Raw genomic sequence first — 23,586 nt, 5'->3', positions numbered from 1 at the left:
TGATCTCGGTGACGAGTCGATTACTGATGAGCGTTTACGTAATCGATTGCTAGCTGAACAGTCGTAATCTTTTCAGCTTCTTCGTCTGGAATTTCTGTTTCGAACTCTTCTTCCAGAGCCATAACCAGCTCAACAGTATCCAGAGAGTCAGCACCTAGGTCTTCAACGAAAGAAGCTTCGTTAGTTACTTCTTCTTCTTTAACACCCAGCTGTTCCGCGATGATCTTCTTAACGCGCTCTTCAATATTGCTCATAACTCTTCCTATCTATTTATCAACCCTTCATGCCATTTACGACACGAGATCGTGATTTTATTAGAACTACCCCTTGCATAGCAAGGAGGTAATTTACTTTGATAATCGGCTGTCGGCCAATTATCAACAAATCGGTGAAAATTACAAATATTTCGAGAAAATACTCTGACTTAGCTCATGTACATGCCGCCGTTCACTTGGATTGTCTCGCCTGTCACGTAGGCTCCGCCTTCGCTTGCAAGGAATCCAACAACAGCAGCAATCTCTTCCGGACGCCCAAGGCGGTTCATCGGAATCTGTGACTGAAGCGCAGCTTTGTGTTCATCAGCCAAGTCTTTGGTCATATCGGTATCGATAAAACCAGGCGCAACACAGTTAACCGTAATATTGCGCGAGCCGATCTCTCGCGCCAACGCACGCGTGAAACCTTCCATTCCCGACTTCGCAGCAGCGTAGTTGGCTTGGCCAGCATTACCCATAGAGGCAACAACCGAACTAACACTGATAATCCGCCCCCAGCGCGCTTTGGTCATACCGCGCAAGCAAGCCTTTACGACACGATAGATAGATGTCAGGTTTGTGTTCAGCACATCATCCCACTCATCATCTTTCATACGCATCATGATATTGTCGCGCGTAATACCGGCATTATTGACCAAAACCGTGATCGCACCAAACTCCTCTTGCACTGCCTTAATGACTGCCTCAACAGACTCAGCATCCGCAACATTGAGCTTTACACCGCGCCCTGAAATACCGCTCTCTTGCAGGTATGCAGAGATAGATTCAGCACCGCCATCACTTGTAGCAGAACCGATAACAATAGCGCCTTGGCGACCTAATTCCTCTGCGATCGCTTTACCGATGCCACGTGTTGCACCCGTGACCAGAGCTACTTTGCCTTCAATACTCATAAAATTATCCTTATTAAAGCGCTAGCGCAGCTTCGAGGCCTGCGACATCACCAATTGCTTTGACCGCCAACGGCTTATGAACTTTCTTATTCAGCCCGGAGAGCACTTTACCTGGGCCGCACTCTACGGTGCTTTCAACACCTTGCTCAACCATCGCAGCAACGCTGTCCGTCCATAGAACAGGGCTATAAAGCTGAGCAATAAGATTCTCTTTCAGCTCTTCTGCGCTTTGCGCTTGAGCCGCTTTAACATTCTGCAATACCGGGATAGCAGGCAGCGTAATATCTACTTCAGCAAGCTTCTCCGCAAGCTTTTGCGCGGCAGGCTTCATCAATGCACAGTGCGACGGTACGCTAACTGGCAGAGGAACTGCACGTTTCGCTCCAGCGGCCTTACAAGCATCAATGGCACGCTCCACAGCCGCCGCTTCACCAGCCACGACCACTTGGCCCGGGCAGTTAAAGTTAACCGGTGCCACTACGTCGCCTTGCGCCGCTTCTTCACAAGCAGCTTTTACCGCCTCATCTGCCAAACCGAGAATTGCTGCCATAGCACCAGCGCCGGGCGCCACCGCTTGCTGCATGTACTCACCGCGCAGTTTTACCAACGTTACCGCTTGCGCAAAAGGAATCGCACCTGCACATACCAAAGCAGTGTACTCACCTAGGCTATGTCCAGCCATAATCGCAGGTTTCGCACCACCTTTTTCTTGCCATAAGCGCCAAAGCGCAACACCTGAGACCAACAGTGCAGGCTGAGTTTTATCCGTTTGATTCAAATCGGCTTCAGGACCATTCTGAACGAGCGCCCATAGATCATATCCTAGGACCTCAGAAGCCTCCGCGAATGTTGCTTCGATGATGGGATTAGTTTGAGCAAGCTCAGCGAGCATACCCACCTGCTGAGACCCCTGACCGGGAAATACAAGTGCAAGAGACTGTGACATAGAGAGATTCAACCTACTTGAAAGACAAATTTATTCTGCGACGCCCCCTCATGCAGGTGCGCCCTTTTTTGGCAGGATAGTTTACAGGATTAGCGAGGAATTAGAATGTTTTAATGCGTGTTTACAAAGCTCGCAAGGCGATCGCTAACCTTTTGCGGAACATTTTGACGCACTTCAGAAATAGCTTGATCCAGTGCATAACCGAAACCTTTACGGTCGGCGCCACCATGGCTCTTCATAACAATGCCTTGCAAGCCCAGCATCGTGGCACCATTACGTTTCGACGGATCCATTTGCGCCTGAATTTCTCGCAGCACAGGCTGCGCCAACATCGCCAAAAAGCGACGATACATATTCTTAGTAAAGCTATGGCGCACTTTTTTAGTAATTAAACGTGTTAACCCTTCGCAACTTTTCAGCGCGATATTGCCAACAAAACCGTCGCAAACCACCACATCAGCCTTACCTGAGAAAACATCGGAGCCTTCGATATAACCGATATAGTTAAGCCCTTCCTGCTGAAGGATCAGCTCATTAGCCATCCTCACCAACTCACTTCCCTTGATGCTCTCCTCACCCACATTGAGCAACCCTACCGTTGGGCGAGCGATACCATCGACCGTTTCTGCCATCACACTCCCCATGATAGCGAACTGCAAGAGGTTCTCTGGCGTGCAATCAACATTCGCTCCCAGATCAAGCATGTAGCAATGCCCAGACTGGGTTGGAACAGACGTGATAATTGCCGGACGATCAATCCCCGGCTGCATTTTTAACACCAACCGCCCAAAAGCCATGAGCGCCCCGGTGTTACCCGCACTAACACACGCATCCACCTCGCCTTCTGAAACGAGACGAACAGCCATAGCCATCGAAGATTGCTGCCTATTGCGAATAGCAAGTGACGGCTTTTCATCCATAGGAACTGCATCAGGTGCATGAACTAGTACTAAACGAGACACAACCGAGAGCGGCAGACGCTGCTTCTTGAGCCGCCTTTCGAGCTCAGGCTTATCACCAATCAGATGAATTGTTAGAAAAGGATATCGGCGCAAAGCCGATAGAGATGCAGGGAGGGTGATGCGGGGACCGAAATCCCCGCCCATCGCATCAACAGAGAGAATGACGCGATCTGACAAGAATATTATTCGCTGTCAGTAGATACAGCCTGACGGCCGCGGTAGAAGCCATCAGCTGTCACGTGGTGACGACGGTGAATTTCACCAGTCGTAGCATCTACGGACAGAGTTGGACCACTCAAAGCATCGTGAGAACGACGCATGTCACGACGTGAACGAGACTTTTTACTTTTCTGAACTGCCATGGTTAGCTAACTCCTAAATCATTTCTTATCGGCCTTCAACTGGGCCAATACGCTGAACGGGTTCGTTTTTTCTGGTTCGGGCTCGTCGATTGCCTCTGCGTCGCCAAAGGATGTCTGAACACTGCAATCCGCATGGTATGGAACAAGCGGCAGACTCAGTATAAGTTCCTCTTCGACTATCGGCAAAAGTTCAATATCTTCTTCCTCAACGATTAACGGATCATAGTAGCGAGGTAGCTGTTTAGCCCTCTCTTCGTTAAACGCGATCGCTAGATTGAACTCTGCTTTAACATCAACTTCTACCGGATCTAGGCATCGCTGACACGTCATGTGAACACGACCTTCAGCACTACCTGTAATAGTACGAATTCTCAATTCGTCCAACGAAAAGAGCAGATCAACACTGATCTCATCTTCACCTTGGCACAGATAAGAGGCAAGACGAGGCATTTTTTCAGCCTTTACTTGACCTGCAATTCGTACCTCCCGCTCAGCAAGCTTTCGCGGGTCAATTATTTTCGGCAAGTTACCGTACGACATAAGCGCGCAATTCTAGGGGCACATGGCCCATCTGTCAAAGGAAAACGGGTTGCAAACCCGAAAAAAGCGCGAGTATTCTACGCCTTTCTTTCACGATAGATAACCCCTTAGGACAATAAAGATGCAAACACTGGTGTTAGCCTCTAGCTCCCCATATCGACGTATGCTGCTCGACAAATTGGAACTCCCCTACCAACATGCAAGCCCTGATATTGATGAGTCACCAAAACCAGCCGAACAACCCGCCGCACTCGTAAAAAGGCTTGCCATTGAAAAAGCACAAGCCATTGCAACACAGTTTGATAGTGCGATTATTATTGGCTCTGATCAGGTTGCCGTTTGTGATGGTGTGATTCTCGGCAAACCGGGGACTGCCACGAAAGCGCACGAACAACTTAAGCTACTATCAGGCAAACGCGTCACGTTTCTAACAGGCTTGGCGGTCATTAACACACAACATCAAACGATAGATGCCATAGTAGAACCCTTCAACGTGCAGTTTCGCACCTTAAGCGAGCAACAGATAGAAAACTATGTAGCCAAAGAGCAGCCGCTCAACTGCGCTGGCAGCTTCAAGTCAGAAGGCTTAGGAATAGCGCTGTTCGAGAAGCTAGAAGGGGATGATCCCAATAGTTTGATCGGCCTACCACTCATTCAGCTCACAAAGATGCTGCTAACACAGGGCATCGATGTGCTCAGCTCTCAGTAAGCGCAAGTAATAAAAAAGGGAGCTAAGCTCCCTTATTTTTTACGCTGACATTAACGCAACTGCACACCGTCGGTTAGGCCAACTTGGCTACTTAACGTCTTCGCGAAGATAACACCAAAACGCTCTACCACTTCGTCCAGCGCTGACTTGCGCGGCGAATAGTCACGCAGCTTCTCTATATCTAGCTTATCGCGTGCCACAGAACTTGCACTGCCCAAGCCGTCGATTAGGCCGCTTTCGAGAGCTTGTTCGCCCGTCCAAACCAAACCACTAAACAGCGCTGGGTCATCCTTAAGACGATCACCACGGCCTTTCTTAACTTGGTCGATAAACTGCTGATGTGTTGTATCTAAAACCGATTGCCAAAACACCTTATCCTGCTCTCGCAATGGGCTAAATGGATCCAGCAGCGCTTTGTTGTCACCAGCCGTGAACGTGCGGCGCTCCACACCAAGCTTGTCCATCAGATCAACAAACCCAAAGCCACCCGAGACAACCCCGATCGAGCCCACTAAACTTGCTTTATCTGCGTAGATCTCATCAGCAGCGGCTGCAATATAGTATGCACCCGAAGCACCGATATCCGTGATCACAGCGTACAACGGTTTTTCGGGGTATATTTCCCTAAGGCGCTTTATCTCGTCATAAACATAGCCCGACTGTACAGGGCTACCGCCAGGACTGTTGATGCGCACAATAACGGCTTTCGCAGCATCGGCCTCAAATGCATTGCGCAGCGACCAAATGATAGAGTCAGCATTGGCTTCCTCTTGAGCGGATATCGGACCAACAACTTCGACCACTGCGACGTGAGGCAGCGAACTATCACTCTGCTCTGGTGCAAACCCATAACGGAACAGAAACGCACCGAGAATAATAAACAGATAAGCAAACGTGAGTAGTTTGAAAAAGATGCCCCAACGCCGAGCACGGCGCTGCTCGACAAAGAGACCATTAAGCATTCGCTCAATGAGTTTCCACTCTTTGCCCGAGCCTTTCTTAGCCGCATTTTCTAGCTTACGCTCAAGTTCCTCTTCCACGCTTTCTCCCCATTGATTCTGACTCACTCACACACTCCTTGAACCGTTTCGAGCCACCGCGCAATCTCCGCAAACGCATGCACTTCCAAGACCGGCTCATACTTACCCAAGCGGTCGATATGATGAGCGCCATAACTAACAGCAATTCGCCCAACATTCGCTCGCTGCGCCATCTCCATATCGAACTCGGTATCACCCACCATCAGCGCGTGCTCTGCAGCAACCCCTGTTTCGGCAAGAATCTCATGGAGCATGTGAGGATCTGGTTTTGATGTTGTCTCGTCAGCACACCGCGTAATTTCAAACAACGATCCCAGTCCTGTCTGCGCTAATACTCGGTCCAACCCTTTACGGCTTTTTCCGGTTGCGACCGCTAGGCGGTAACCCCTATCGCGCAGCGCCTCTAGAGTTGCTTGCACGCCTGCGAAGAGTGCCGTTGGCGTATTATCGCCTTCTAAATAGTAGTACGCATATCGCTCACGCATTGGTTCAATCATGTCGTCGTTAATGCCCGGAAAGAGCTGCCGAATCGCCTCCGGTAGCCCTAAACCGATTATCTCACGCGCTTCATGATCTTCTAAGCTTGGCAAGCTCAAGTCGCGCGCTGCCGCCTGCATACTTGAGACAATGCGGGCTGTCGAGTCGATGACCGTACCGTCCCAATCAAAAATCAATAACTTGTACAACTCATCACTCCTTAAAAACTACAGCTATCCAAACCGCTAACAACGCAAAGTAGACTGATCAATCTTCCTGAATCACGGGGCGAATATGCAGCTCACTCACATCGATGTAAGCAGGCTGTGTCAGCGCATAGTAAATTGCGTTTGCGATATCGTCAGGCTGCAAAATCTCACTGCCCTCAGCATACATATTCGCTTTAACGGCATCACGAATCTTCGGATGGTTAATGCTATCGGGTAGCTCCGTGGCCACAGCTCCTGGCTGAATATCGGTTACCCGCACACCAAAGCGAATCGCCTCTTTACGCAGCGTATCGGAAATTGCCCGCACAGCGTGCTTAGTACCCGCATAAACGCCCGCACTCTGGTACGTCTGGCGCGCAGCGATTGAGCTGATGTTGACAATGTGCCCTGACTTTCGTTCCGCCATCCCTGCGTAAACAGCATTGATAGCATAGAGCACACCCTTGATATTCACGTCAATCATCTGCTCCCATTCATCCACTCGGCCAGATAAAATAGGGCTGATTGGCATCGTACCGGCATTATTGATCAGAATATCAACACCGCCGCGCTCTGCGATCTTTTCGCCTATCACCTCCATTACCGGACGGTCAGAGACATCGGCAACTTCTAAGGCAACCGCCACGCCGTATTTCGCCTCAAGCTCTGCCGCGAGCGCCACTAGCTTTTCTTCGCGCCGCGCCGTCAAAACTAAATTCACACCCTCTTTCGCGAGGCGGCGTGCTGTCGCCTCACCAATACCGGAACTTGCGCCGGTGATCCAAGCTGTTTTTCCTTGCAGCATGCTTACTCTCTCTGTACCAAATAAAACGGGCGCCTATGCGCCCGTATACTTTCTACACTGTAAAGAAATCAGCGGTGTTTGAAAACCGGCTTACGCTTCTCTGCAAATGCGTTCATGCCCTCTTTGCAATCTTCGAATGCAAAGGTCGCGGCAAAATTGCGGCGCTCGAACAACAACCCGTCCTGCAGATCGGCATCCACTGCAAGATCAACAGACTCTTTGATCATCATAACCGCAGGGCGCGAATGGCTAGCAATCTTCTTAGCGACTTTGCGTACTGTATCAAGCAGAGCGTCCGCAGATACAATTTGCGAGACAAGCCCAGCACGCTCGGCCTCTTCTGCATCCATCATGCGGCCGGTCAAGCACATATCCATCGCCTTCGCTTTACCCACCGCCTTAGTCAGACGCTGAGTACCACCCGCTCCTGGCATGGTACCGATGCAAATTTCGGGCTGGCCGAACTTCGCGCTATCCGCAGCGACGATAAAGTCACATGCTAGCACCAACTCACAACCACCGCCCAATGCAAAACCTGCTACCGCAGCTACCACCGGCGTACGCGCTTCATCAATTGCACGCCAGCAATCACGTTGGATACGCGGAAAATCCGAGACGTAGAGATCATGGAAGGAGAGGTCCTTCATCTCTTTAATATCAGCACCTGCGGCAAATACTTGGTCACCACCTGTTAGTACGATACAGCCGACAGCCTGATCGGCCTCAAGTGCATCAACAGCTTCGCCTAGCTCGCGCGTCAGCGTTTGGTTTAAAGCGTTCATCGCCTTCGGGCGATTAAGGGTAATCACCCCTACGCCATCAGCAACCTCAACCAGAAGTGTTTCGTACGTCATAACCCCTCCGATTAACCTTTTGGGTGGCGACGGCTTTGCACCACGCGGAAACGGTTTGCAACGTAAGCCAAGTCTGACAAACACGCATTAGCAGCAGGGTTTGCACCCGTTGCATGGAAATCACTGTATGCCGCGCTTTGGTTCACAAAGATACCGCCAGTCAGGTTACAGCTTAGCGCCACACCTGCATCCAATGCCGCATCTTCAATCTGGTCGAGTACCGCATCGCTGCTCGAGTAGCAGCCCATGGTAATAGCACCGTGGGCTTTAACCGCACGACGAGCTAGCTCAATTGCGTGATTGGTATCGTCGGCCTTAACAACAAAGCTGATTGGACCGAACAGCTCTTGCATATATGTTGCTTCATCCGCTGCATCAATGCTCATCAGCAATGGGGAGCGCATACGCGCATTCGGGAAATGTGGATGTTCAACAACGTCAGACTCACGTACAACCGTGCCCAGCTTGTTGCTGCCATCTACGCGTGCCGCTGTTGCATCCGCTTGGATCGCACCCAAGACCATAGCAGCGCGCTCGGGATCAGACAGGAACTTAGTAATTGCCATACCCAGATCCGCCGCAACGTCGTCAAAGCTTTTATGGCCAGCATCCGTTTCGATTCCGCCTTTTGGCACGAAAATATCTTGCGGCGTTGTGCACATCTGGCCAGAGTACAAGCTCAACGTAAACGCCAAGTTACGCAACATACCTTTATAGTCATCAGTAGAGTCGATAACGATGGTGTTTACACCCGCTTTTTCAGTGTAAACCTGCGCCTGCGTGCAGTTTTGCTCCAACCAGTCACCAAATGCTGTGTTACCGGTGAAGTCGATCAATTTAATCTCATCACGTTTAGCAAGTTCAGCCGTACCCGGCTTCGCAGCATCTTCGTCGATCACCAAAGAAACGATATGCGGCGGTAGGCCATGCTCCTTGAGCACATCTTGAGCAATCTGAACGCTGATAGCCGCTGGCAAAATTGCCGCTGGGTGCGGCTTAACGATCACTGGGTTTCCAGTAATCAGGTCAGCAAACATACCTGGGTAGGTGTTCCATGTTGGGAATGTAGAGCAACCGATTACCAAGCCGATACCGCGACCAACAGTGGTGAACTTCTTCTCCAGTACTAGCGGATCGTGCTTACCCTGTGGTTTAGTCCAAGTCGCAGCCCCCGGTGTGTGAGTCATTGCCGAGTAGCCATAAGCTACCGCTTCCAAGCCGCGATCTTGCGCGTGAGGGCCACCCGCTTGGAAGGCCATCATGAAGCCCTGACCTGAGGTATGCATAACCGCATAAGCAATCTCAAAGCTACGCTTGTTCAGACGCTCTAGGATTTCAAGACAGACAGCTGCACGGCCATCTGCACCTTGATCACGCCATGCTTGGCGTGCGCTTTCCATCTCGGGCAACAACACATCAAGATCAACTAACGGGTATTTTACATTGAGATCAATACCATAAGGAGAAACCTCAGCACCCGCCTCGCCAACAATACCCGGCATATCAAGAGAGAACGCGCCGTTCAGGTGCGCCTTAAACGCCGCTTCACCGTCAGCGTTAGCCGTTTCGCCATAAGCGCGCGGACTTGGGTTCTCTGAGTATGGGCTCCAGTAGTCACGCGTCTGGATGGCATTTAGGGCGGATTTAAGTGTGTCCTGATGTTTTTCAAACAGTGTGCTCATGAGGATTCTCTATCATTATTCTGGTCTTTGTTACTTGCCAAGATACACCAAAGCTTGTGATACATAAATACTGATCAAAAACTATTTTGTGTATCTCTTTAGTATAAATGGAGTGGCATCTTTATACGTATCATCAAGGTAGCCCCTACCTAGCACCGTTAAAAGTGATGCAGCCTCGGTAAAAACCTGACATAAGAAGCGCAATAATCTTTTGCGATTTTGTAACTTGTTGACTGAAATTATTCTCCGTTAAAGTAGCCTCGCCACTACTATAAGAGTCACCTCATGTTCGCACCTACTTCACTCGCTACGATCTTAGTCCTCGCATCCGTGGTTGCATTGGGCCCGCTTTCCACAGACATGTATCTGCCTGCACTCCCCAGTCTTGTTGATGAGCTTAACTCCTCGATTGATCAGGTTCAGATTACGTTATCGATTTTTTTTGGCGGCTTTGCGGTCGCACAGCTCGTTTACGGGCCACTCGCCGACCGCTTTGGCCGTAAATCGATTCTGCTCGGTGGGCTGGTACTATTTACACTGGCGTCTTTTGGCTGCGCAATGGCCACAACTATTGAAGAGTTGATTGCATATCGCTTCTTGCAAGCCCTCGGAGCCTGCGGCGGCCCTGTTCTGGGCCGCACAATGATCAGAGACATCTACGGCCCCACTCAGTCTGCCAAGGTGCTGTCGATGATGGGTACAATTATGGCGCTCGCACCGGCAATCGCACCGATTATTGGTGGATATATGCTGCTATCACTTAATTGGGCGGCGATCTTCGTATTTTTGGGGGTATACGGTGCAATAACAACGCTACTCATTGGCTTGAAGGTTTCGGAGTCTTTAGCGCCTGAAAATGTCAGTAGCCTCCACCCTAAAGCCATCTTTGCCAACTACAAAACGCTATTCAGCAGCCCGGTTTTTCTCGGCTATACACTGTGTTGCAGTTTTACCTTTTCAGGCCTTTTCTCATTCCTCTCAGGCTCCTCGTTTGTATTGATCGACTTCTTTGGTGTACCGGAAGATCACTACGGTTTTTACTTCACCGCCGTTGTACTGGGTTATATGTCAGGAACGCAGATTGGCCAGCGTATTGGGCCGCGTCTGGGCATTAACAGGATGCTATTGCTCGGCACATTGCTCGCAGCCATTGCAGGTAGCGCCATGATGGGAGCATCGCTCTTAGGTTTACATAACTTATATTGGGTGATTTTTTGCCAAGTCTTATTTATGGCGGCCGTCGGTATCGTGATGCCACAATCTACCGCCGGTGCCATGAGCCCCTTTGCTAAAATGGCAGGTACTGCATCTGCACTACTGGGTTTTACGCAGTCGGCAATCGCTGCAGGCGTGGGTATGGTGGTAGGACATACATACTCAGGAACTCCGACCGTCATGGCAACGAGTATCGCGCTAATGGGCTTTCTGGCGCTACTGAGCTTTATTTTTATCGTAAGGCCTGCCACCGCGCAGCAATAACGCTCGACCACAGGGTAAAAGCCCTGTAAAAAATAGAGATCAAACCAATCTGCTATCGAGGGAAAGCATATGCTGATACAACCGGACCGCTCTAGCCTCTTGATCATTGATATCCAAGCTAAGCTTGCTCCCGCGATTCATGATGCTGATCGACTTATAAAAGATTGCCGCTGGCTGGTTGAAATCGCTCAAAAGCTCGACATCCCAACACTGGCAACAGAACAATACCCTGCAGGCATCGGCAGTACGGTACCGGAACTGGCGGAACTCATCTCCGCTGAGCAAATGGTAGAGAAAATCTACTTTTCCTCCGTCGCAGACCCCGATGCAGGCCAAGTGCTTGAAGCGCAATGTAAAGAACAAGTCGTTGTTATAGGGACGGAGTCCCATGTGTGTGTCTTGCAAACAGCAGTACAGTTAAACGAACAAGGGAAAGGTGTATTTATTGTCGCCGATTGCGTTGGCTCACGGAGCCCCGCAGACCGCCAACTAGCACTAGATAGAATGCGCCAGCTAGGCATCCATGTTGTTTCCAAGGAGATGGTGGTATTTGAATGGCTACAGAAAGCCGGTACCGATCAATTTCGAGAGATCAGCAAAAACTACCTTAGATAGCGCTTTTTGCATCCAAAACTTTGGGGTTAACGCCGCAAACAGAAAAATACACCACATAGAAACCCTACAGCATACTTTCGTCTAAACATTAGAAAAAAATAATAAAAATCTACTAATCCAAACAAGGTAGACTCTCCGGCGATAATTCTAACTAAAATCTGCTTCTCTTATGGAGAGTCCCTTATGCAATCTGTTGTCGATTTTTTAAACGGCATTATCTGGAGCCCTGCACTTATTTACCTGTGCTTGGGCGCTGGTTTGTTCTATTCCATTCTTACGCGCTTTGTCCAAGTGCGCATGTTCGGCGAAATGTGGCGCCTACTTTTCTCAGGCAATGCATCTGATAAAGGTATCTCATCATTCCAAGCACTGGCTGTATCCCTATCCGGGCGTGTCGGTACGGGTAACATCGCCGGTGTTGCTGCGGCAATCGGCTTTGGTGGCCCAGGTGCGGTTTTCTGGATGTGGGTAGTTGCCTTCCTTGGTGCTGCTACGGCATACGTTGAATCAACACTTGGTCAGATCTACAAAGAGGAACATGAAGGCCAATACCGTGGTGGCCCAGCGTTCTATTTTGAAAAAGCGATGGGCCAGAAGTGGTTCGCGTGGGTTTTCGCAATCGCAACGATCATGGCATGTGGCTTCTTGCTACCAGGTGTACAGTCAAACAGTATCGGTAATGCAGCAGAGATCGCCTTTGGCGCAGGTGCAACTATCGAAACCAGCTTCGGCGCATTGAGCTTCACTAAGATCTTAACGGCCGTAGGTATTATCCTAGTACTTGGTTTCATCATCTTTGGTGGCGTAAAGCGTATCGCGCAGTTCACTCAGGTTGTCGTGCCATTTATGGCGCTAGCCTACATTTTGATTGCATGTTCAATCATCGCGCTTAACATCGACCAGCTACCGGGCGTTATCAGCATGATTCTTGCTGATGCGTTCACTCCAATGGCAGGCTTTGGTGCTGCGATTGGTTGGGGTGTAAAACGCGGCGTTTACTCGAACGAAGCTGGCCAAGGTACAGGTCCTCATGCAGCAGCGGCGGCAGAGGTTGACCACCCAGCACAACAAGGCTTGGTACAGGCGTTCTCTGTCTACATCGATACCCTATTTGTATGCTCTGCAACAGCGTTCATGATTCTGATCACCGGTGCTTACAACGTACACGGTGCTGGAGATGCATTCCTAGTTCAGAACATCGCAGCGGATATCGCAGCAAACAGTCCAGCCTTTACACAGGCTGCCGTTGAGCAAGTATTACCTGGTGTGGGTGAGCCGTTCATCGCACTGGCATTGTTCTTCTTCTCGTTCACAACGATTTTAGCGTACTACTACATCGCTGAAACCAACCTGGCTTACTTAAAGCGTACCATCAACCTTCCGGGTCTGGACTTCTTGCTAAAAGCAGGCCTACTGGCAGCAACATTCTACGGCGCGATCAAAACAGCAGACCTTGCATGGGGTCTGGGTGACGTAGGTGTTGGCTTGATGGCATGGTTGAACATCGTTGGTATTCTGATCATCTTCTTCATGGCAAAACCTGCGGTAAAAGCCCTGAAAGATTATGAAGCACAGCGTAAAGCAGGCGTTAAAGATTACACATTCGATCCACAGAAACTTGGCATCAAAAACGCTGAGTTCTGGGAAAAGAAAAAGTAATGCGATAGCATATTAACAACTAAAGCCCCGACCTAATTCGGGGCTTTTTTCCTTCAGATGACAACATTTTTGCAGTAAAAGTGTCACTTTTCTAAATTAGTCTAGCCCTTATCAAGACATCGTATTAGGGATTAGACTCATGCCGCATTTCACCATGTTCAAAAAGGCCGCATTCGCTGTTGCGGTTACCACTGCACTGGCAGGCTGCAACGACAGCAACAATGACTCACAAGCCGCTAGCGAACTTACACTCAAAATTCTGCACATTAACGACCACCACTCTCACTTACGCGGAAACAGCGGTGATATCGAAATAGCAGGCGCAAGCACGGATGTAAAAATGGGCGGTTTTGCGAAGGTCGTGCAGAAGATGAACGACCTACAAGCAGGCGCCACCAACGTGCTTAAGCTTCATGCAGGCGATGCCATCACGGGGGATCTTTACTATACGCTTTTCAAAGGCGAAGCGGACGCCGCCATGATGAACCAAGTCTGCTTTGATGCTTTCGCACTTGGTAACCATGAATTTGATGATGGCGATGCTGGCTTAAAAGCCTTCCTAGATCACCTCAATAGCGGTGCCTGCAACACCGATGTACTGGCCGCGAATGTGATCCCAGAAGTGGGAGTCTCGCCACTCGCGCAAAGCAGCGCCACCGATTATTTCAAACCTTATACCATTAAAACCTTCGGTGATCAGAAGGTGGGGATTATTGGAATCGATATCGCATCTAAAACCAAGAACTCCTCAAGCCCAGATGCAACCACCCAGTTCCTCGATGAAACAAGCACTGCTCAGCGCTACATCGACGAACTAAGTGCAATGGGTATCGACAACATCATCTTAATGACCCACTACCAGTACAAAAACGACCTAAAACTGGCCCAAAGCCTTACCGGTGTTGACCTAATCGTCGGCGGTGACTCCCACACACTACTCGGCGATCAGTTTACTGCGCTCGGCCTTAACAGTGCTGGCCCTTACCCCACTCAACTCACCAATAAAAGCGGCGAACCGGTGTGTATTGTGCAAGCCTGGGAGTACTCGAACGTTGTTGGTGAGCTAGATATCACCCTGCAAGACGGCAAAGTGAAAAGCTGTATCGGCACACCCCACTTGCTACTGGCCGACACATTTGAACGCGACGACACAGAGCTTGCGGGTACTGAACGCCAAACCGTGCTGGACGCTATCGCTGCCAACGATGTGCTATCGGTCGTAATGGATGACCCAACCGCTGCCAACGTGCTTGCTGGCTATTCAGACCAAGTTGACTCACTCAAGCAAGCGGTGATCGGCTCCAGCACAGACGACCTTTGCTTAGAACGCATCCCAGGCCAGGGCAAAAGCGCGCTATGTGACGCTGCAGCCACCCAGTCAAACGGTAGCGATATCTCCAATATCGTTGCCAAAGCGTTCCGCACGATGAGTCTGACCTCAGATATCGCAGTTCAAAATGGTGGCGGTGTACGCGTCGACATTCCACAAGGCGATATCACGGTGGGTGACGCGTATACGCTACTACCTTTTGCCAACACGCTGGTTGAACTCACGATGACCGGTGCGCAGATTAAGGCGGTTCTCGAAGATGCCTTCGATTACGCTATCTCACCTGACGGCTCAACAGGCGCATACCCCTATGCCGCTGGTTTGCGCTGGGATGTTGACCGCTCCCAAACAAAAGGTATGCGCTTCAGTAACCTAGAGGTGATGCGCAAAGGCACAAGCACATGGTCAGCGCTCGACCTTAGCGCGTCTTATAAAGTCGTTACAAACAACTATATTGCCGGCGGACGTGACGGCTACCTAACCTTCGGCGTGATCTCGGCTGAAGAGGGTAAGGTCGTTGACACATTCCTCGACTACGCACAATCATTTGTCGACTACGTAGAAGCTGAAGGCTCTATCAGTAAGCTGCCACTGAGTGAGTACAGCACACAGAAATACTACGATGAAAACGGCGTACTCCAGTAACCCTCCAAGCCTCTGAAAAAAAGCCCGCAACAGCGGGCTTTTTTTCATTTCAAACCAAGGTCTAAAAAAGATCTTAAGAACAAGCTTCTTCAAACTGTCATAATTTATTTGTAGCCTGCCGCTACACTTATAGATGCCACTGAACGTGCAAGGATGAGAGCCTCCAGCACAAACGGCGGACGATATACGTCACAAAGTTTGCCAATGAATGGAGTGTAAATGGCTAACGTTTTTTACCTAATGGGTGCCTCCGGCAGCCAAAAAGATACACTAATCAACGCTCTAAAGACGCTGATTACCAATGACTCATTAATGATCGCTCCCCGCTACCGCGCCCCACTTCCAGCCCACATAGATCGTAACGATATTGGCCTATCATCAGAAGAGTTTCAACGACGCAGCGCCATGCAGCGCATCATTTTTCGCTGGGAAGCCAACGGTAATAGCTACGGACTGGGTAGCGAAACTGAAGCTTGGCTTGCGCTGGGGCAATCAGTACTCGTGAAAGGCTCTCGCGAAAGCCTAAAAACCGCCAAAGCTCACTTTGGTAAAAAACTGGTCCCCATTCTAATACATGCCGATAACAACCTGCTGCGCAGCCAAATGCTGCAATCAGGCACAGCATCATCCAGTGAGATTGAAGCACGCTTGATACGCGCGCAAGCGTACGTCACATCATTAGCCCCCCACTGCCACCTCATAAAGCTTGAGCGTGACATCAACAAAACTATTCAAGCATTGGAAACTTTGATTCGCATGCACTTAAACACCGAAAAAAACCACCACGAGGTGTGCGTAGATCATGCTTGAGTTTGTCTTCCTTGGCACAGGAGGCGCAGCACAAATACCGGTATGGGGCTGCACATGCAACGCGTGTCAACGCGCGACAAAAGACGCAACTAAGCAGCGCAAACCCGCCAGCGCCATGCTGAGCACTCCGAGTGGTAACACCCTAGTTGATGCCGGTAGAACAGACCTTGCCGAGTTATTCGCCCCAAGCGATATTCAGCGCGTACTCCTGACACACTTTCATATGGATCACGTACAGGGGCTATTTCACCTACGCTGGGGCAACATCGATCATGCCATCCCAGTATTCCGCCCCGATGACCCAAAAGGCTGTGATGATCTTTATAAACACCCCGGATGCCTAGCCTTTCAGACGCCGCTGACCGCATTTGAATGTGTTGAGTTTGACCTGTTCACCGCAACACCCGTTCCACTGCAGCACTCTAAACCAACGTTCGGCTATGTAATTCAAGCAAAATCCACTCGACTCGCCTATTTAACAGACACGAGTGGCATCGCAGATGAAACCGCAGACTTTCTAAACCAAACCCCTTTGGACATCCTTATCTTGGATTGCGCAGAGCCTCCCCGAAAGGAACGCCCCAGAAACCATAATGACCTCAATGAAGCACTACGCATTGTGCAAAGGTTACAACCCAAACAAACATTCCTGACGCACATCAGCCACAAGCTAGAGAACTGGCTTGATAAAAACCCCGGTTCCCTGCCGGCGAACGTTACACTGGCTTATGACGGTATGCGCATACCTTTAAATTAGAAAATGATGATATAAATATAAGACGTTTGTTGTATGTGCTTGACGCTCATCAAATCGCGAGCGCAAGTGGTGTTCATATAATAGGGGTGCCGTTTAACCAGTCAGGGATTCACCATGAAAGCGCGCCCTAATCCAACCAAGCGTGCTTGCCAACAGCAAGCCGACATACTGGTCTATCAAATTGATAACCGCCTTTACATCAACCTCACTGATCGATGCACACTTGCCTGTAAGTTCTGCCCTAAGCACAACGGCACCACAAAGGTACACGATTATCAGTTAGCACTAGGATCACGGCCAAGCCCAGAAGCTATTATTGAAAAGATCGGCGACCCAACGGCCTATGAAGAGATTGTTTTTTGCGGTTATGGCGAGCCAACACTGCGCTTAAAAGCGCTTGTAAGTGTTGCAAATGCCGTCAAAGCAGCGGGCGGAAAGACACGGCTGAATACAGATGGCTTAGGCAACCTCTTCCATAAAGAGGACATTATTCCACTACTCTCTACCTGCATTGACGCTGTGTCTGTTTCGTTAAATGCTCAAAACGAATACCTATACGAAAAGCACTGCGCGCCAAGCCTACCTCATAGCTATCCGGCAGTTTTAGCATTCATTGAACGCTCCGCCAGCTGGATCCCCGACACCACTGTCACTGCCATCGAGGGCTTAGAGGGGATCGATATACCCTCGTGCGCGCGTATTGCAGCGGAGCGTGGAGCAAAGTTCCGCTCCCGCGCGCTAGACGTTGTCGGTTAAGCGTTAGCGCGCTTCGGAAACGCGGTATAGATCAACTGCCCCTGAGCGAGGAAAGTCGATACTAACTCGCTCCCTAGCGGCATTCCCAAAAAATACCCCTGCACAACATCACAACCTAGCTCACGCAAAACCTCGAGCTGCTGCGCGGTTTCAACACCCTCTGCGACGACTTCAAGGCCTAACGAGTGGCCAAGCGCGATGGTGGCACTCACAATCTGTCGATCATTTGGGTCATCCAACATATCACGCACAAAGCTACGATCAATCTTCAGCCGAGACGCACTCAACTGCTTCAACGCGACCATGGAAGAGTAACCCGTACCAAAGTCATCAATAGCCAAACGCAGGCCCGACGAAGCGGCACTCTCGAGCATATCAAGCACCTCGCTACCAGCATCCATACACGCTGACTCAGTGATCTCCACTTCAAAGGTACCGAGCGGTAACTCCGAATCGATCAGCAGCTCAAGAAGCGCCTGAACGCCCTCCTGATTGCGCAGTTGCACGGGCGAAAGATTGAAAGAGACTGCACCAAACTGGTAACCGGATTCATCCCAGCTCGCGATCTGTGTCGCAACATGCTGCGCCACCCAAAAGCCGATATCGTCGATCATGCCACGCTTTTCAGCGACAGGAATAAAGGTCAATGGCGAAATCGCGCCGATCTCAGGATGCTGCCAGCGCAATAGCGCCTCAAAACCGATCAACTTACCGCTTTGGCAGCAAAACTGTGGCTGGTATTCCATATGCAGCTGCTGCAAGAAGCGCGCGCTACTGAGCATATGTGCAAGTTCGGCCTCGCGCTGGACACGCTCAGTCATCTCTGACTGATAGAAGATGTAGCAACCTCGGCCACGCTCCTTCGCCTGATAAAGCGCGATATCAGCCCGTGTAATCAGATCATCCGCACTCACGTGCTCATCGCACAGGACAATACCGATGCTGGTATTGGTTTTGAGTTTATTCCCTAAAAAGTCAAACGGCTGTTCAAAACACTGAATCACCTTCTCAGCCATGACCGCAATATCCGACGGCGTTGTCACACTGCTTTGCAGTATCGCAAACTCATCGCCCCCTAAACGCGCGAATGTATCGCCATCACGCAGGCTCTCTTGAATCCGCTTTGCGACCTCAATCAGCAGTTGATCACCTGCAGGATGCCCAAGCGAATCGTTCACCTCTTTGAAGTGGTCGATATCCAAAAGATGCAGGGCCGAGTGCTGACCAGAACGCCGATCCAAGCTCAACTCATGCTCAAAACGATCAAGGAACAAACGCCGATTCGGCAAACCAGTCAACGCGTCATGAAAAGCAAGATAACGGATCTGCTCCTCGGCTTTACGTCGGTGGGTAATATCGTGAAAGGTAACTACCGCACCAGAAACGCGATCATCGTCGTGAATTGGCGAACTCCAATACTCCACTGGAATTGAGTGGCCATCTCGGCACCAAAACACATCATGCTCAATTCGATAGCTGCGGCCATCTCTGATCGACTTCATGATACTGCACTCAAACTCATCAATAGCGGAGCCATCCTCACGCTTTGAATGAATCAGAGTACCTGCTTTGCGGCCGATCAGCTCATAAGCACGATAGCCCAACATCTTCGCTGCAGCCGGGTTGATAAAGGTCATCACACCGCTAGCATCGACGCCAAAGATCCCTTCATTGGTGTGCTCAAGCAACAAGCGTGAACGCTGCTCCGCAGTTTTCACCGCCTCTTCATAACTGATCCGATCACGAATATCCTTAAATACGGTGATCATGTAAGTGGTGTCTTCATAGACAAAAGGCCGTGATGAAACCTCAACGGGAATCTCTTCGCCACTGCGCAGTCTGTGCGTTGTGCGTGCGATACGCTGTGTATGCTGAATCTCCTGCCAACGCCGCTGTATATCCTCAAGCGAACATTTTGTATCCCAATCAACGAGCTTGGTTTGGTAAAGTTGTGTAGCGGGCACGTCAAAGTGCTTAATGGCGGCACTGTTCGCGTACACGATCTTAAAACCCTTATCTGGCACCGTGCAAATAAGCGGATCTAAGCTGATATCCACCATCGCATTGACCAACGATAGCTGCCCACTGAGCATCGTGTTCTCAGTAATATCGCGGCTCACGCCCAGTACGCCAACCATCCGTTGGTCACCGTCGTAGACTGGCGTTTTAAAGGTATCTAGGAGTACTTTTCTGCCATCTGCATAGGTCACCCATTCGTTGATGCGTAACGGCTTTTGGCTACCAAGCACCTCCTCGTCGCCACCACGCATCCGTTTAGCGCTCTCAGTATCTCCAAAGAGGGTGAAATCATCTGTGCCCACCAGCTCAGACTCAGCTTTGCCACTCATCATCTCGAAGGCTTTATTACAGCCAAGATACCGCGACTCGTTGTCTTTGAACGAAACCAAATCCGGGATCGAATCAATCAAGGTGCGAAGCCGACTCTTCTCCGCCAATAACGTCTGCTCTGACGCACGCTGGGCGGTAATATCGCTCCCAGATGAGAGAATTCCGATACGCTCACCGTTCTCGTCTTCGAGCATACGATTGTTCCAACGAATCAAACGATACTCACCTTGCTGGGTGATAATAGGACGCTCAATCTCTTGCTTAGGCTGTTTATCCGAGGCGAGTAAACGCTGGTAGGCATCAGATGCAGGCTGGCGGCTCTCTGGCGGCAGAAAGCTATCAAACCAGTTAAGCCCGATAGCGGCGTCTTGCTCGATCCCAAACAGTTCACATGCAAAACGATTGAGCATCGTGACACAGCCGTTATCATCGAGCGTGACAATGATGACTCCCGCAATATCGAGATAATAGTTGGCGCGGTGATGCTCCTGTTCTAGCGCACGCAGGGTTCTATTACGATCCTCAAGACTTTGCCCAATGCCCACGTAAACATCCTTACCACTGCTTGAGAGCAACTTCTGCCCATGCACTTCTAATGCATACATGGAACCATCTTTGCGCTTGTGCAAGGTTTCAAAGTGGAACAAGTTATCGTCTTGCAGTTGGGAGTGCATAATCTGCTTAAAACTGCCGCGTGCTACAAAGAGATCAAACGCAGAGACCGGCAACCCAATCAGCTCTTCGCGCTGCATTCCTAAATTTCGATAGGCAGCCTGATTGCAGTCAAACACAACACCGTTAGCATCAACCCAATAAACTGTAAAGTTAACCCGTTCAAGAACGTCGCGAGCATCACCCGGCGAAAAATGCTGTTTGCCGTGCGCAATCAACTCAACACCCAACAGGTTTTTATCATCAGCATGGGCACGAAATAGGTAGCAATCAACTGCATGATAACGCCCAGCCTCGCCTTTTAAACGCAAGGATTCGGCGTAGCTTTCATGCTGAATCTGACCGCCAGAGGGCAGGCGCGGGCGATCTTCAGGGTGCACTCTGCTGATAAAAAAATCCGCAGCTTGCCACTGTTCGATCGAAAAGCCTAAGAAGTCCGTTTCCTTTGATTTGAGATCCAGAAGGCATCTATCGCCACAACGGTAGCGCCCAATAATCCTTCTATCACCAGACTCCAGACGTGCTAAATCAAGCGTCTCACTGATGCTCATTTTTCTTCTTTTAATTGTCGAGTTGGAAAGCCGCAAAGAAAGCAAAAGGCGTTAATGCTCGTAAACTGCAGCCTTGCTATGTGACTCAACTATAGCACCAAATAAGCGACAACCCCTACGAGCTAAGACAAAAGGCTAACATCGCATAACCTGGATCAACACAAGCGAAATCATACCTAAATCGCGATAGCTGAACCCAGCAAAATACGTGCTGCCATACCCGCAGAAAAGCGCCCAAATGAGCGCTTTCAGCCGGTAGAGTTCAGCTAGACAAAGTAGGTCTTCAAGGGCGGAAAACCATTGAACTCTACTGAGCAATAACTGCTGGTATAGGCCCCCGTGGCTAGCCAATACATCCGATCACCTGGCTGCAAAGAGAGCGGTAATGTGTACTTGTGATTTTCGTACATGATATCCATGCTATCGCAGGTTGGCCCGGCAATAACCACCTCCTCCTCTTCACCATCACGCTCGGTACAGATCTGATATTTAATCGACTCATCCAGCGTTTCGATCAAGCCATTGAATTTGCCAACATCCGTGTACACCCAACGCTCTAGCGCGGTAGCTGACTTACGAGAAACCAATACCACCTCTGATACCATCACCCCAGAATCACCGACGAGTGAGCGGCCAGGCTCTAAGATAATTTCAGGTACTTCATCTGGAAAATCCTCTGAGAGAAAACGGGTGATCTCCTGCACATAGGTCTCGAATGGATTGGTTTTTTGAATGTACTGAGCAGGAAAGCCGCCACCCAAGTTGATCATCTTCAGTTTGATGTCATATTCGTTGTACAGACGATCCCAAACCACTTTTACCTTCGCGATGGCACCATCCCAAATATCGATTTCTCGCTGCTGAGACCCCACATGGAACGATACACCATACGGCTCAAGGCCAAGATCACGCGCCAAAACAGCCAACTCCACAGCCATCTCTGGGTTGCAACCAAACTTACGTGATAGCGGCCAATCAGCGCCTTCAGAGCCCTCGGTCAGAATACGAATATAGATACGTGAACCCGGCGCGACCTCAGCAATTTGACGAATATCTTCCTCTGAGTCTGTGGCATACATACGCACACCCCTCTCATAGAAGTATGCAATATCACGCTTTTTCTTGATGGTGTTGCCGTAGCTACAGCGCGCCGGATCGACGCCATGACTCAAAACCCGATCCAACTCATAGATCGAGGCGATATCAAAATTAGACCCCAGCTCAGCCAGCAGCGAGATCACCTCGTTGGCTGGGTTCGCTTTAACAGCGTAATATACGCTCGCGTATTTGAAACCATCCACAAGCTCAAGGTATTTCTCGCGGATTGTGTTTAGGTCAACAACCAAAAAGGGTGTTTCTTTGCGCTCAGCAAAGCTCAAAATACGTTGCCACGCCTCAGGGCGCAGATGATCTGGGCAGTTCACTCGTAGCGATACTCCAAAAGCAAAAACATAAGTAGTAAAATTTGTAAATACCCCCTAAGGGATAGGCGGCGGAGTATAGATAAAAGTGCGGTCTCAAGAAAGTGAATTTTATTAACAAAAAAAGGCTGTACCGATGAAATTCAGTACAGCCTTGGATACCACCTCACAACGCGGCTAAACCTCTACACCATGCCCCAGCACGCGCTCGATATCAGCGAAGGACTTAGCCTCGTACATCACATCAAAACCAATCTTTAGGAGCCGCGAGATATCACTCGCGGAGATGATTCCGCGGATGCGTTTCACTCCCGCAAGGCTGGTATCGATAACCAACACGTGCTGCCCACCCGAGTCTTTCAGCGTCAACATAACATCGCCAATCTTGGCATGTTGAACCTGCTCATGGGTTAAGGCTTGTAGCTGATCTCGCGGCATCATGATGTGTTTAACTTGAACATCCTCCCGCGCGAGCCCTCTGGTCTCCATGCACGAGATGACGCGCCGACCCATAATATCGCGTGCACTGATAATGCCCGCCACATCTCCAGACTCATCAAGCGTAAACAACAAACGTACATGCTGGTGTTTCATGTACTCTAGCGCTTCATCAACCTGCATGTTTTGTGACACGGTAACAGGTTCGGTGTGTTCAAAATCGGTCATGACATCGACGGCCGGGCTGTGCAAGCCCACTTGAGCTTGCAACTGAGCCGGCGTTAACAGGTGTGTGACATCGGTAATCTCTTGCAGACGGATATGGCGAAACTCCTGAAACATAATAAGCC

22 protein-coding genes are annotated in these 23,586 nt (G+C 50.0%); 8 read left to right on the top strand and 14 right to left on the bottom strand.

What is annotated here, in order from left to right; translation table 11 throughout:
- Positions 1-20 precede the first annotated feature (20 nt).
- The 6 genes from acpP to E4L36_RS06620 form a co-directional block, all read right to left on the bottom strand.
- Positions 21-254: an acyl carrier protein gene (acpP, locus tag E4L36_RS06645; protein WP_127695795.1), complete on the bottom strand. Its 234-nt coding sequence runs from the start codon at positions 252-254 to the stop codon at positions 21-23.
- 170 nt (positions 255-424) lie between these two features.
- Entirely contained in the window at positions 425-1,168 is a 744-nt protein-coding gene (gene fabG, locus E4L36_RS06640) for a 3-oxoacyl-ACP reductase FabG (RefSeq protein ID WP_136679961.1), read from the bottom strand.
- A 13-nt stretch (positions 1,169-1,181) separates the two neighbouring features.
- Complete coding sequence (fabD, locus tag E4L36_RS06635) at positions 1,182-2,114, bottom strand: ACP S-malonyltransferase (RefSeq protein WP_136679960.1); 933 nt, start codon at positions 2,112-2,114, stop codon at positions 1,182-1,184.
- Positions 2,115-2,224: 110 nt separating this feature from the next.
- Positions 2,225-3,253 carry a phosphate acyltransferase PlsX gene (gene plsX / locus E4L36_RS06630; protein WP_127695789.1) on the bottom strand — a complete coding sequence of 343 codons (1,029 nt, stop codon included), beginning with the start codon at positions 3,251-3,253 and terminating at the stop codon, positions 2,225-2,227.
- Positions 3,254-3,258: 5 nt separating this feature from the next.
- Positions 3,259-3,438 (bottom strand): 50S ribosomal protein L32, encoded by a 180-nt coding sequence (rpmF, locus tag E4L36_RS06625; protein WP_136679959.1) that lies wholly within the window; start codon positions 3,436-3,438, stop codon positions 3,259-3,261.
- Between the two features lie 18 nt (positions 3,439-3,456).
- The gene (locus E4L36_RS06620; protein ID WP_240770684.1) at positions 3,457-3,888 is read right to left on the bottom strand and encodes a YceD family protein; all 432 of its coding nucleotides are present in this window, start codon (positions 3,886-3,888) and stop codon (positions 3,457-3,459) included.
- 211 nt (positions 3,889-4,099) lie between these two features.
- Between E4L36_RS06620 and E4L36_RS06615 the strand changes: the two genes are divergently transcribed.
- The gene (locus tag E4L36_RS06615; protein WP_136679957.1) at positions 4,100-4,687 is read left to right on the top strand and encodes a nucleoside triphosphate pyrophosphatase; all 588 of its coding nucleotides are present in this window, start codon (positions 4,100-4,102) and stop codon (positions 4,685-4,687) included.
- 50 nt (positions 4,688-4,737) lie between these two features.
- Here the strand turns inward: E4L36_RS06615 and E4L36_RS06610 are convergent, their stop codons facing one another.
- From E4L36_RS06610 to paaN, 5 genes are all read right to left on the bottom strand, one after another.
- Complete coding sequence (locus E4L36_RS06610; RefSeq protein ID WP_240770683.1) at positions 4,738-5,754, bottom strand: S49 family peptidase; 1,017 nt, start codon at positions 5,752-5,754, stop codon at positions 4,738-4,740.
- Entirely contained in the window at positions 5,751-6,413 is a 663-nt protein-coding gene (locus tag E4L36_RS06605; protein ID WP_136679956.1) for an HAD-IA family hydrolase, read from the bottom strand. Before E4L36_RS06605 ends, E4L36_RS06610 begins: the two co-directional genes overlap by 4 nt.
- A 58-nt stretch (positions 6,414-6,471) precedes the next feature.
- The gene (locus tag E4L36_RS06600; protein WP_136679955.1) at positions 6,472-7,218 is read right to left on the bottom strand and encodes an SDR family oxidoreductase; all 747 of its coding nucleotides are present in this window, start codon (positions 7,216-7,218) and stop codon (positions 6,472-6,474) included.
- Positions 7,219-7,286: 68 nt separating this feature from the next.
- Positions 7,287-8,072, bottom strand: coding sequence for an enoyl-CoA hydratase-related protein (locus E4L36_RS06595; RefSeq protein ID WP_136679954.1), 786 nt, complete (start codon positions 8,070-8,072; stop codon positions 7,287-7,289).
- 11 nt (positions 8,073-8,083) lie between these two features.
- Positions 8,084-9,754 (bottom strand): phenylacetic acid degradation protein PaaN, encoded by a 1,671-nt coding sequence (gene paaN / locus E4L36_RS06590; protein ID WP_136679953.1) that lies wholly within the window; start codon positions 9,752-9,754, stop codon positions 8,084-8,086.
- 285 nt (positions 9,755-10,039) lie between these two features.
- On the opposite strand from paaN, the gene E4L36_RS06585 reads away from it, so the two are divergent.
- The 7 genes from E4L36_RS06585 (at position 10,040) to E4L36_RS06555 (ending at position 17,805) form a co-directional block, all read left to right on the top strand.
- Positions 10,040-11,233 (top strand): multidrug effflux MFS transporter, encoded by a 1,194-nt coding sequence (locus tag E4L36_RS06585; protein WP_136679952.1) that lies wholly within the window; start codon positions 10,040-10,042, stop codon positions 11,231-11,233.
- Between the two features lie 69 nt (positions 11,234-11,302).
- Positions 11,303-11,848 (top strand): hydrolase, encoded by a 546-nt coding sequence (locus E4L36_RS06580; RefSeq protein ID WP_136679951.1) that lies wholly within the window; start codon positions 11,303-11,305, stop codon positions 11,846-11,848.
- A 183-nt stretch (positions 11,849-12,031) separates the two neighbouring features.
- A complete protein-coding gene (locus tag E4L36_RS06575) occupies positions 12,032-13,507 on the top strand; it encodes an alanine/glycine:cation symporter family protein (RefSeq protein ID WP_136679950.1) in 1,476 nt (491 codons plus the stop codon).
- A gap of 139 nt (positions 13,508-13,646) precedes the next feature.
- Entirely contained in the window at positions 13,647-15,482 is a 1,836-nt protein-coding gene (gene nadN, locus E4L36_RS06570) for an NAD nucleotidase (RefSeq protein ID WP_206064518.1), read from the top strand.
- Between the two features lie 219 nt (positions 15,483-15,701).
- Entirely contained in the window at positions 15,702-16,292 is a 591-nt protein-coding gene (locus E4L36_RS06565; protein WP_136679949.1) for a hypothetical protein, read from the top strand.
- Positions 16,285-17,049, top strand: coding sequence for a phosphonate metabolism protein PhnP (gene phnP / locus E4L36_RS06560; RefSeq protein ID WP_136679948.1), 765 nt, complete (start codon positions 16,285-16,287; stop codon positions 17,047-17,049). The genes E4L36_RS06565 and phnP overlap by 8 nt, the downstream gene beginning before the upstream one ends.
- 114 nt (positions 17,050-17,163) lie before the next feature.
- Positions 17,164-17,805, top strand: a complete 642-nt coding sequence (locus E4L36_RS06555) for a TatD family nuclease-associated radical SAM protein (protein WP_136679947.1) — start codon at positions 17,164-17,166, stop codon at positions 17,803-17,805.
- On the opposite strand, the gene E4L36_RS06550 is transcribed toward E4L36_RS06555, so the two are convergent.
- From E4L36_RS06550 to E4L36_RS06540, 3 genes are all read right to left on the bottom strand, one after another.
- Entirely contained in the window at positions 17,802-21,377 is a 3,576-nt protein-coding gene (locus E4L36_RS06550) for a PAS domain S-box protein (RefSeq protein WP_136679946.1), read from the bottom strand. The genes E4L36_RS06555 and E4L36_RS06550 overlap by 4 nt on opposite strands.
- 266 nt (positions 21,378-21,643) lie before the next feature.
- Complete coding sequence (locus E4L36_RS06545; RefSeq protein ID WP_136679945.1) at positions 21,644-22,801, bottom strand: type III PLP-dependent enzyme; 1,158 nt, start codon at positions 22,799-22,801, stop codon at positions 21,644-21,646.
- 174 nt (positions 22,802-22,975) lie between these two features.
- Positions 22,976-23,578: a CBS domain-containing protein gene (locus E4L36_RS06540; RefSeq protein ID WP_136679944.1), complete on the bottom strand. Its 603-nt coding sequence runs from the start codon at positions 23,576-23,578 to the stop codon at positions 22,976-22,978.
- Positions 23,579-23,586 lie beyond the last annotated feature (8 nt).

This window comes from Neptunomonas sp. XY-337 (assembly GCF_004959845.1).
GTDB classification, from domain to species: Bacteria; Pseudomonadota; Gammaproteobacteria; order Pseudomonadales; family Balneatricaceae; genus Neptunomonas; species Neptunomonas marina.
The sequence above is the reverse complement of the archived record's forward strand: the minus strand, read 5'-3'. Positions and strand labels throughout refer to the sequence as shown.

Excerpts from the sequence above, each read along its gene's own strand:
- E4L36_RS06585 (WP_136679952.1), top strand. The coding sequence starts at position 10,040 with ATGTTCGCACCTACTTCACTCGCTACGATCTTAGTCCTCGCATCCGTG.
- nadN (WP_206064518.1), top strand. The coding sequence starts at position 13,647 with ATGCCGCATTTCACCATGTTCAAAAAGGCCGCATTCGCTGTTGCGGTT.
- E4L36_RS06580 (WP_136679951.1), top strand. The coding sequence starts at position 11,303 with ATGCTGATACAACCGGACCGCTCTAGCCTCTTGATCATTGATATCCAA.
- E4L36_RS06550 (WP_136679946.1), bottom strand. The coding sequence starts at position 21,377 with ATGAGCATCAGTGAGACGCTTGATTTAGCACGTCTGGAGTCTGGTGAT.
- paaN (WP_136679953.1), bottom strand. The coding sequence starts at position 9,754 with ATGAGCACACTGTTTGAAAAACATCAGGACACACTTAAATCCGCCCTA.
- E4L36_RS06575 (WP_136679950.1), top strand. The coding sequence starts at position 12,032 with ATGCAATCTGTTGTCGATTTTTTAAACGGCATTATCTGGAGCCCTGCA.
- E4L36_RS06615 (WP_136679957.1), top strand. The coding sequence starts at position 4,100 with ATGCAAACACTGGTGTTAGCCTCTAGCTCCCCATATCGACGTATGCTG.
- acpP (WP_127695795.1), bottom strand. The coding sequence starts at position 254 with ATGAGCAATATTGAAGAGCGCGTTAAGAAGATCATCGCGGAACAGCTG.
- E4L36_RS06595 (WP_136679954.1), bottom strand. The coding sequence starts at position 8,072 with ATGACGTACGAAACACTTCTGGTTGAGGTTGCTGATGGCGTAGGGGTG.
- E4L36_RS06620 (WP_240770684.1), bottom strand. The coding sequence starts at position 3,888 with ATGCCTCGTCTTGCCTCTTATCTGTGCCAAGGTGAAGATGAGATCAGT.
- fabD (WP_136679960.1), bottom strand. The coding sequence starts at position 2,114 with ATGTCACAGTCTCTTGCACTTGTATTTCCCGGTCAGGGGTCTCAGCAG.
- E4L36_RS06600 (WP_136679955.1), bottom strand. The coding sequence starts at position 7,218 with ATGCTGCAAGGAAAAACAGCTTGGATCACCGGCGCAAGTTCCGGTATT.
- phnP (WP_136679948.1), top strand. The coding sequence starts at position 16,285 with ATGCTTGAGTTTGTCTTCCTTGGCACAGGAGGCGCAGCACAAATACCG.
- E4L36_RS06555 (WP_136679947.1), top strand. The coding sequence starts at position 17,164 with ATGAAAGCGCGCCCTAATCCAACCAAGCGTGCTTGCCAACAGCAAGCC.
- E4L36_RS06565 (WP_136679949.1), top strand. The coding sequence starts at position 15,702 with ATGGCTAACGTTTTTTACCTAATGGGTGCCTCCGGCAGCCAAAAAGAT.
- fabG (WP_136679961.1), bottom strand. The coding sequence starts at position 1,168 with ATGAGTATTGAAGGCAAAGTAGCTCTGGTCACGGGTGCAACACGTGGC.
- rpmF (WP_136679959.1), bottom strand. The coding sequence starts at position 3,438 with ATGGCAGTTCAGAAAAGTAAAAAGTCTCGTTCACGTCGTGACATGCGT.
- E4L36_RS06540 (WP_136679944.1), bottom strand. The coding sequence starts at position 23,578 with ATGTTTCAGGAGTTTCGCCATATCCGTCTGCAAGAGATTACCGATGTC.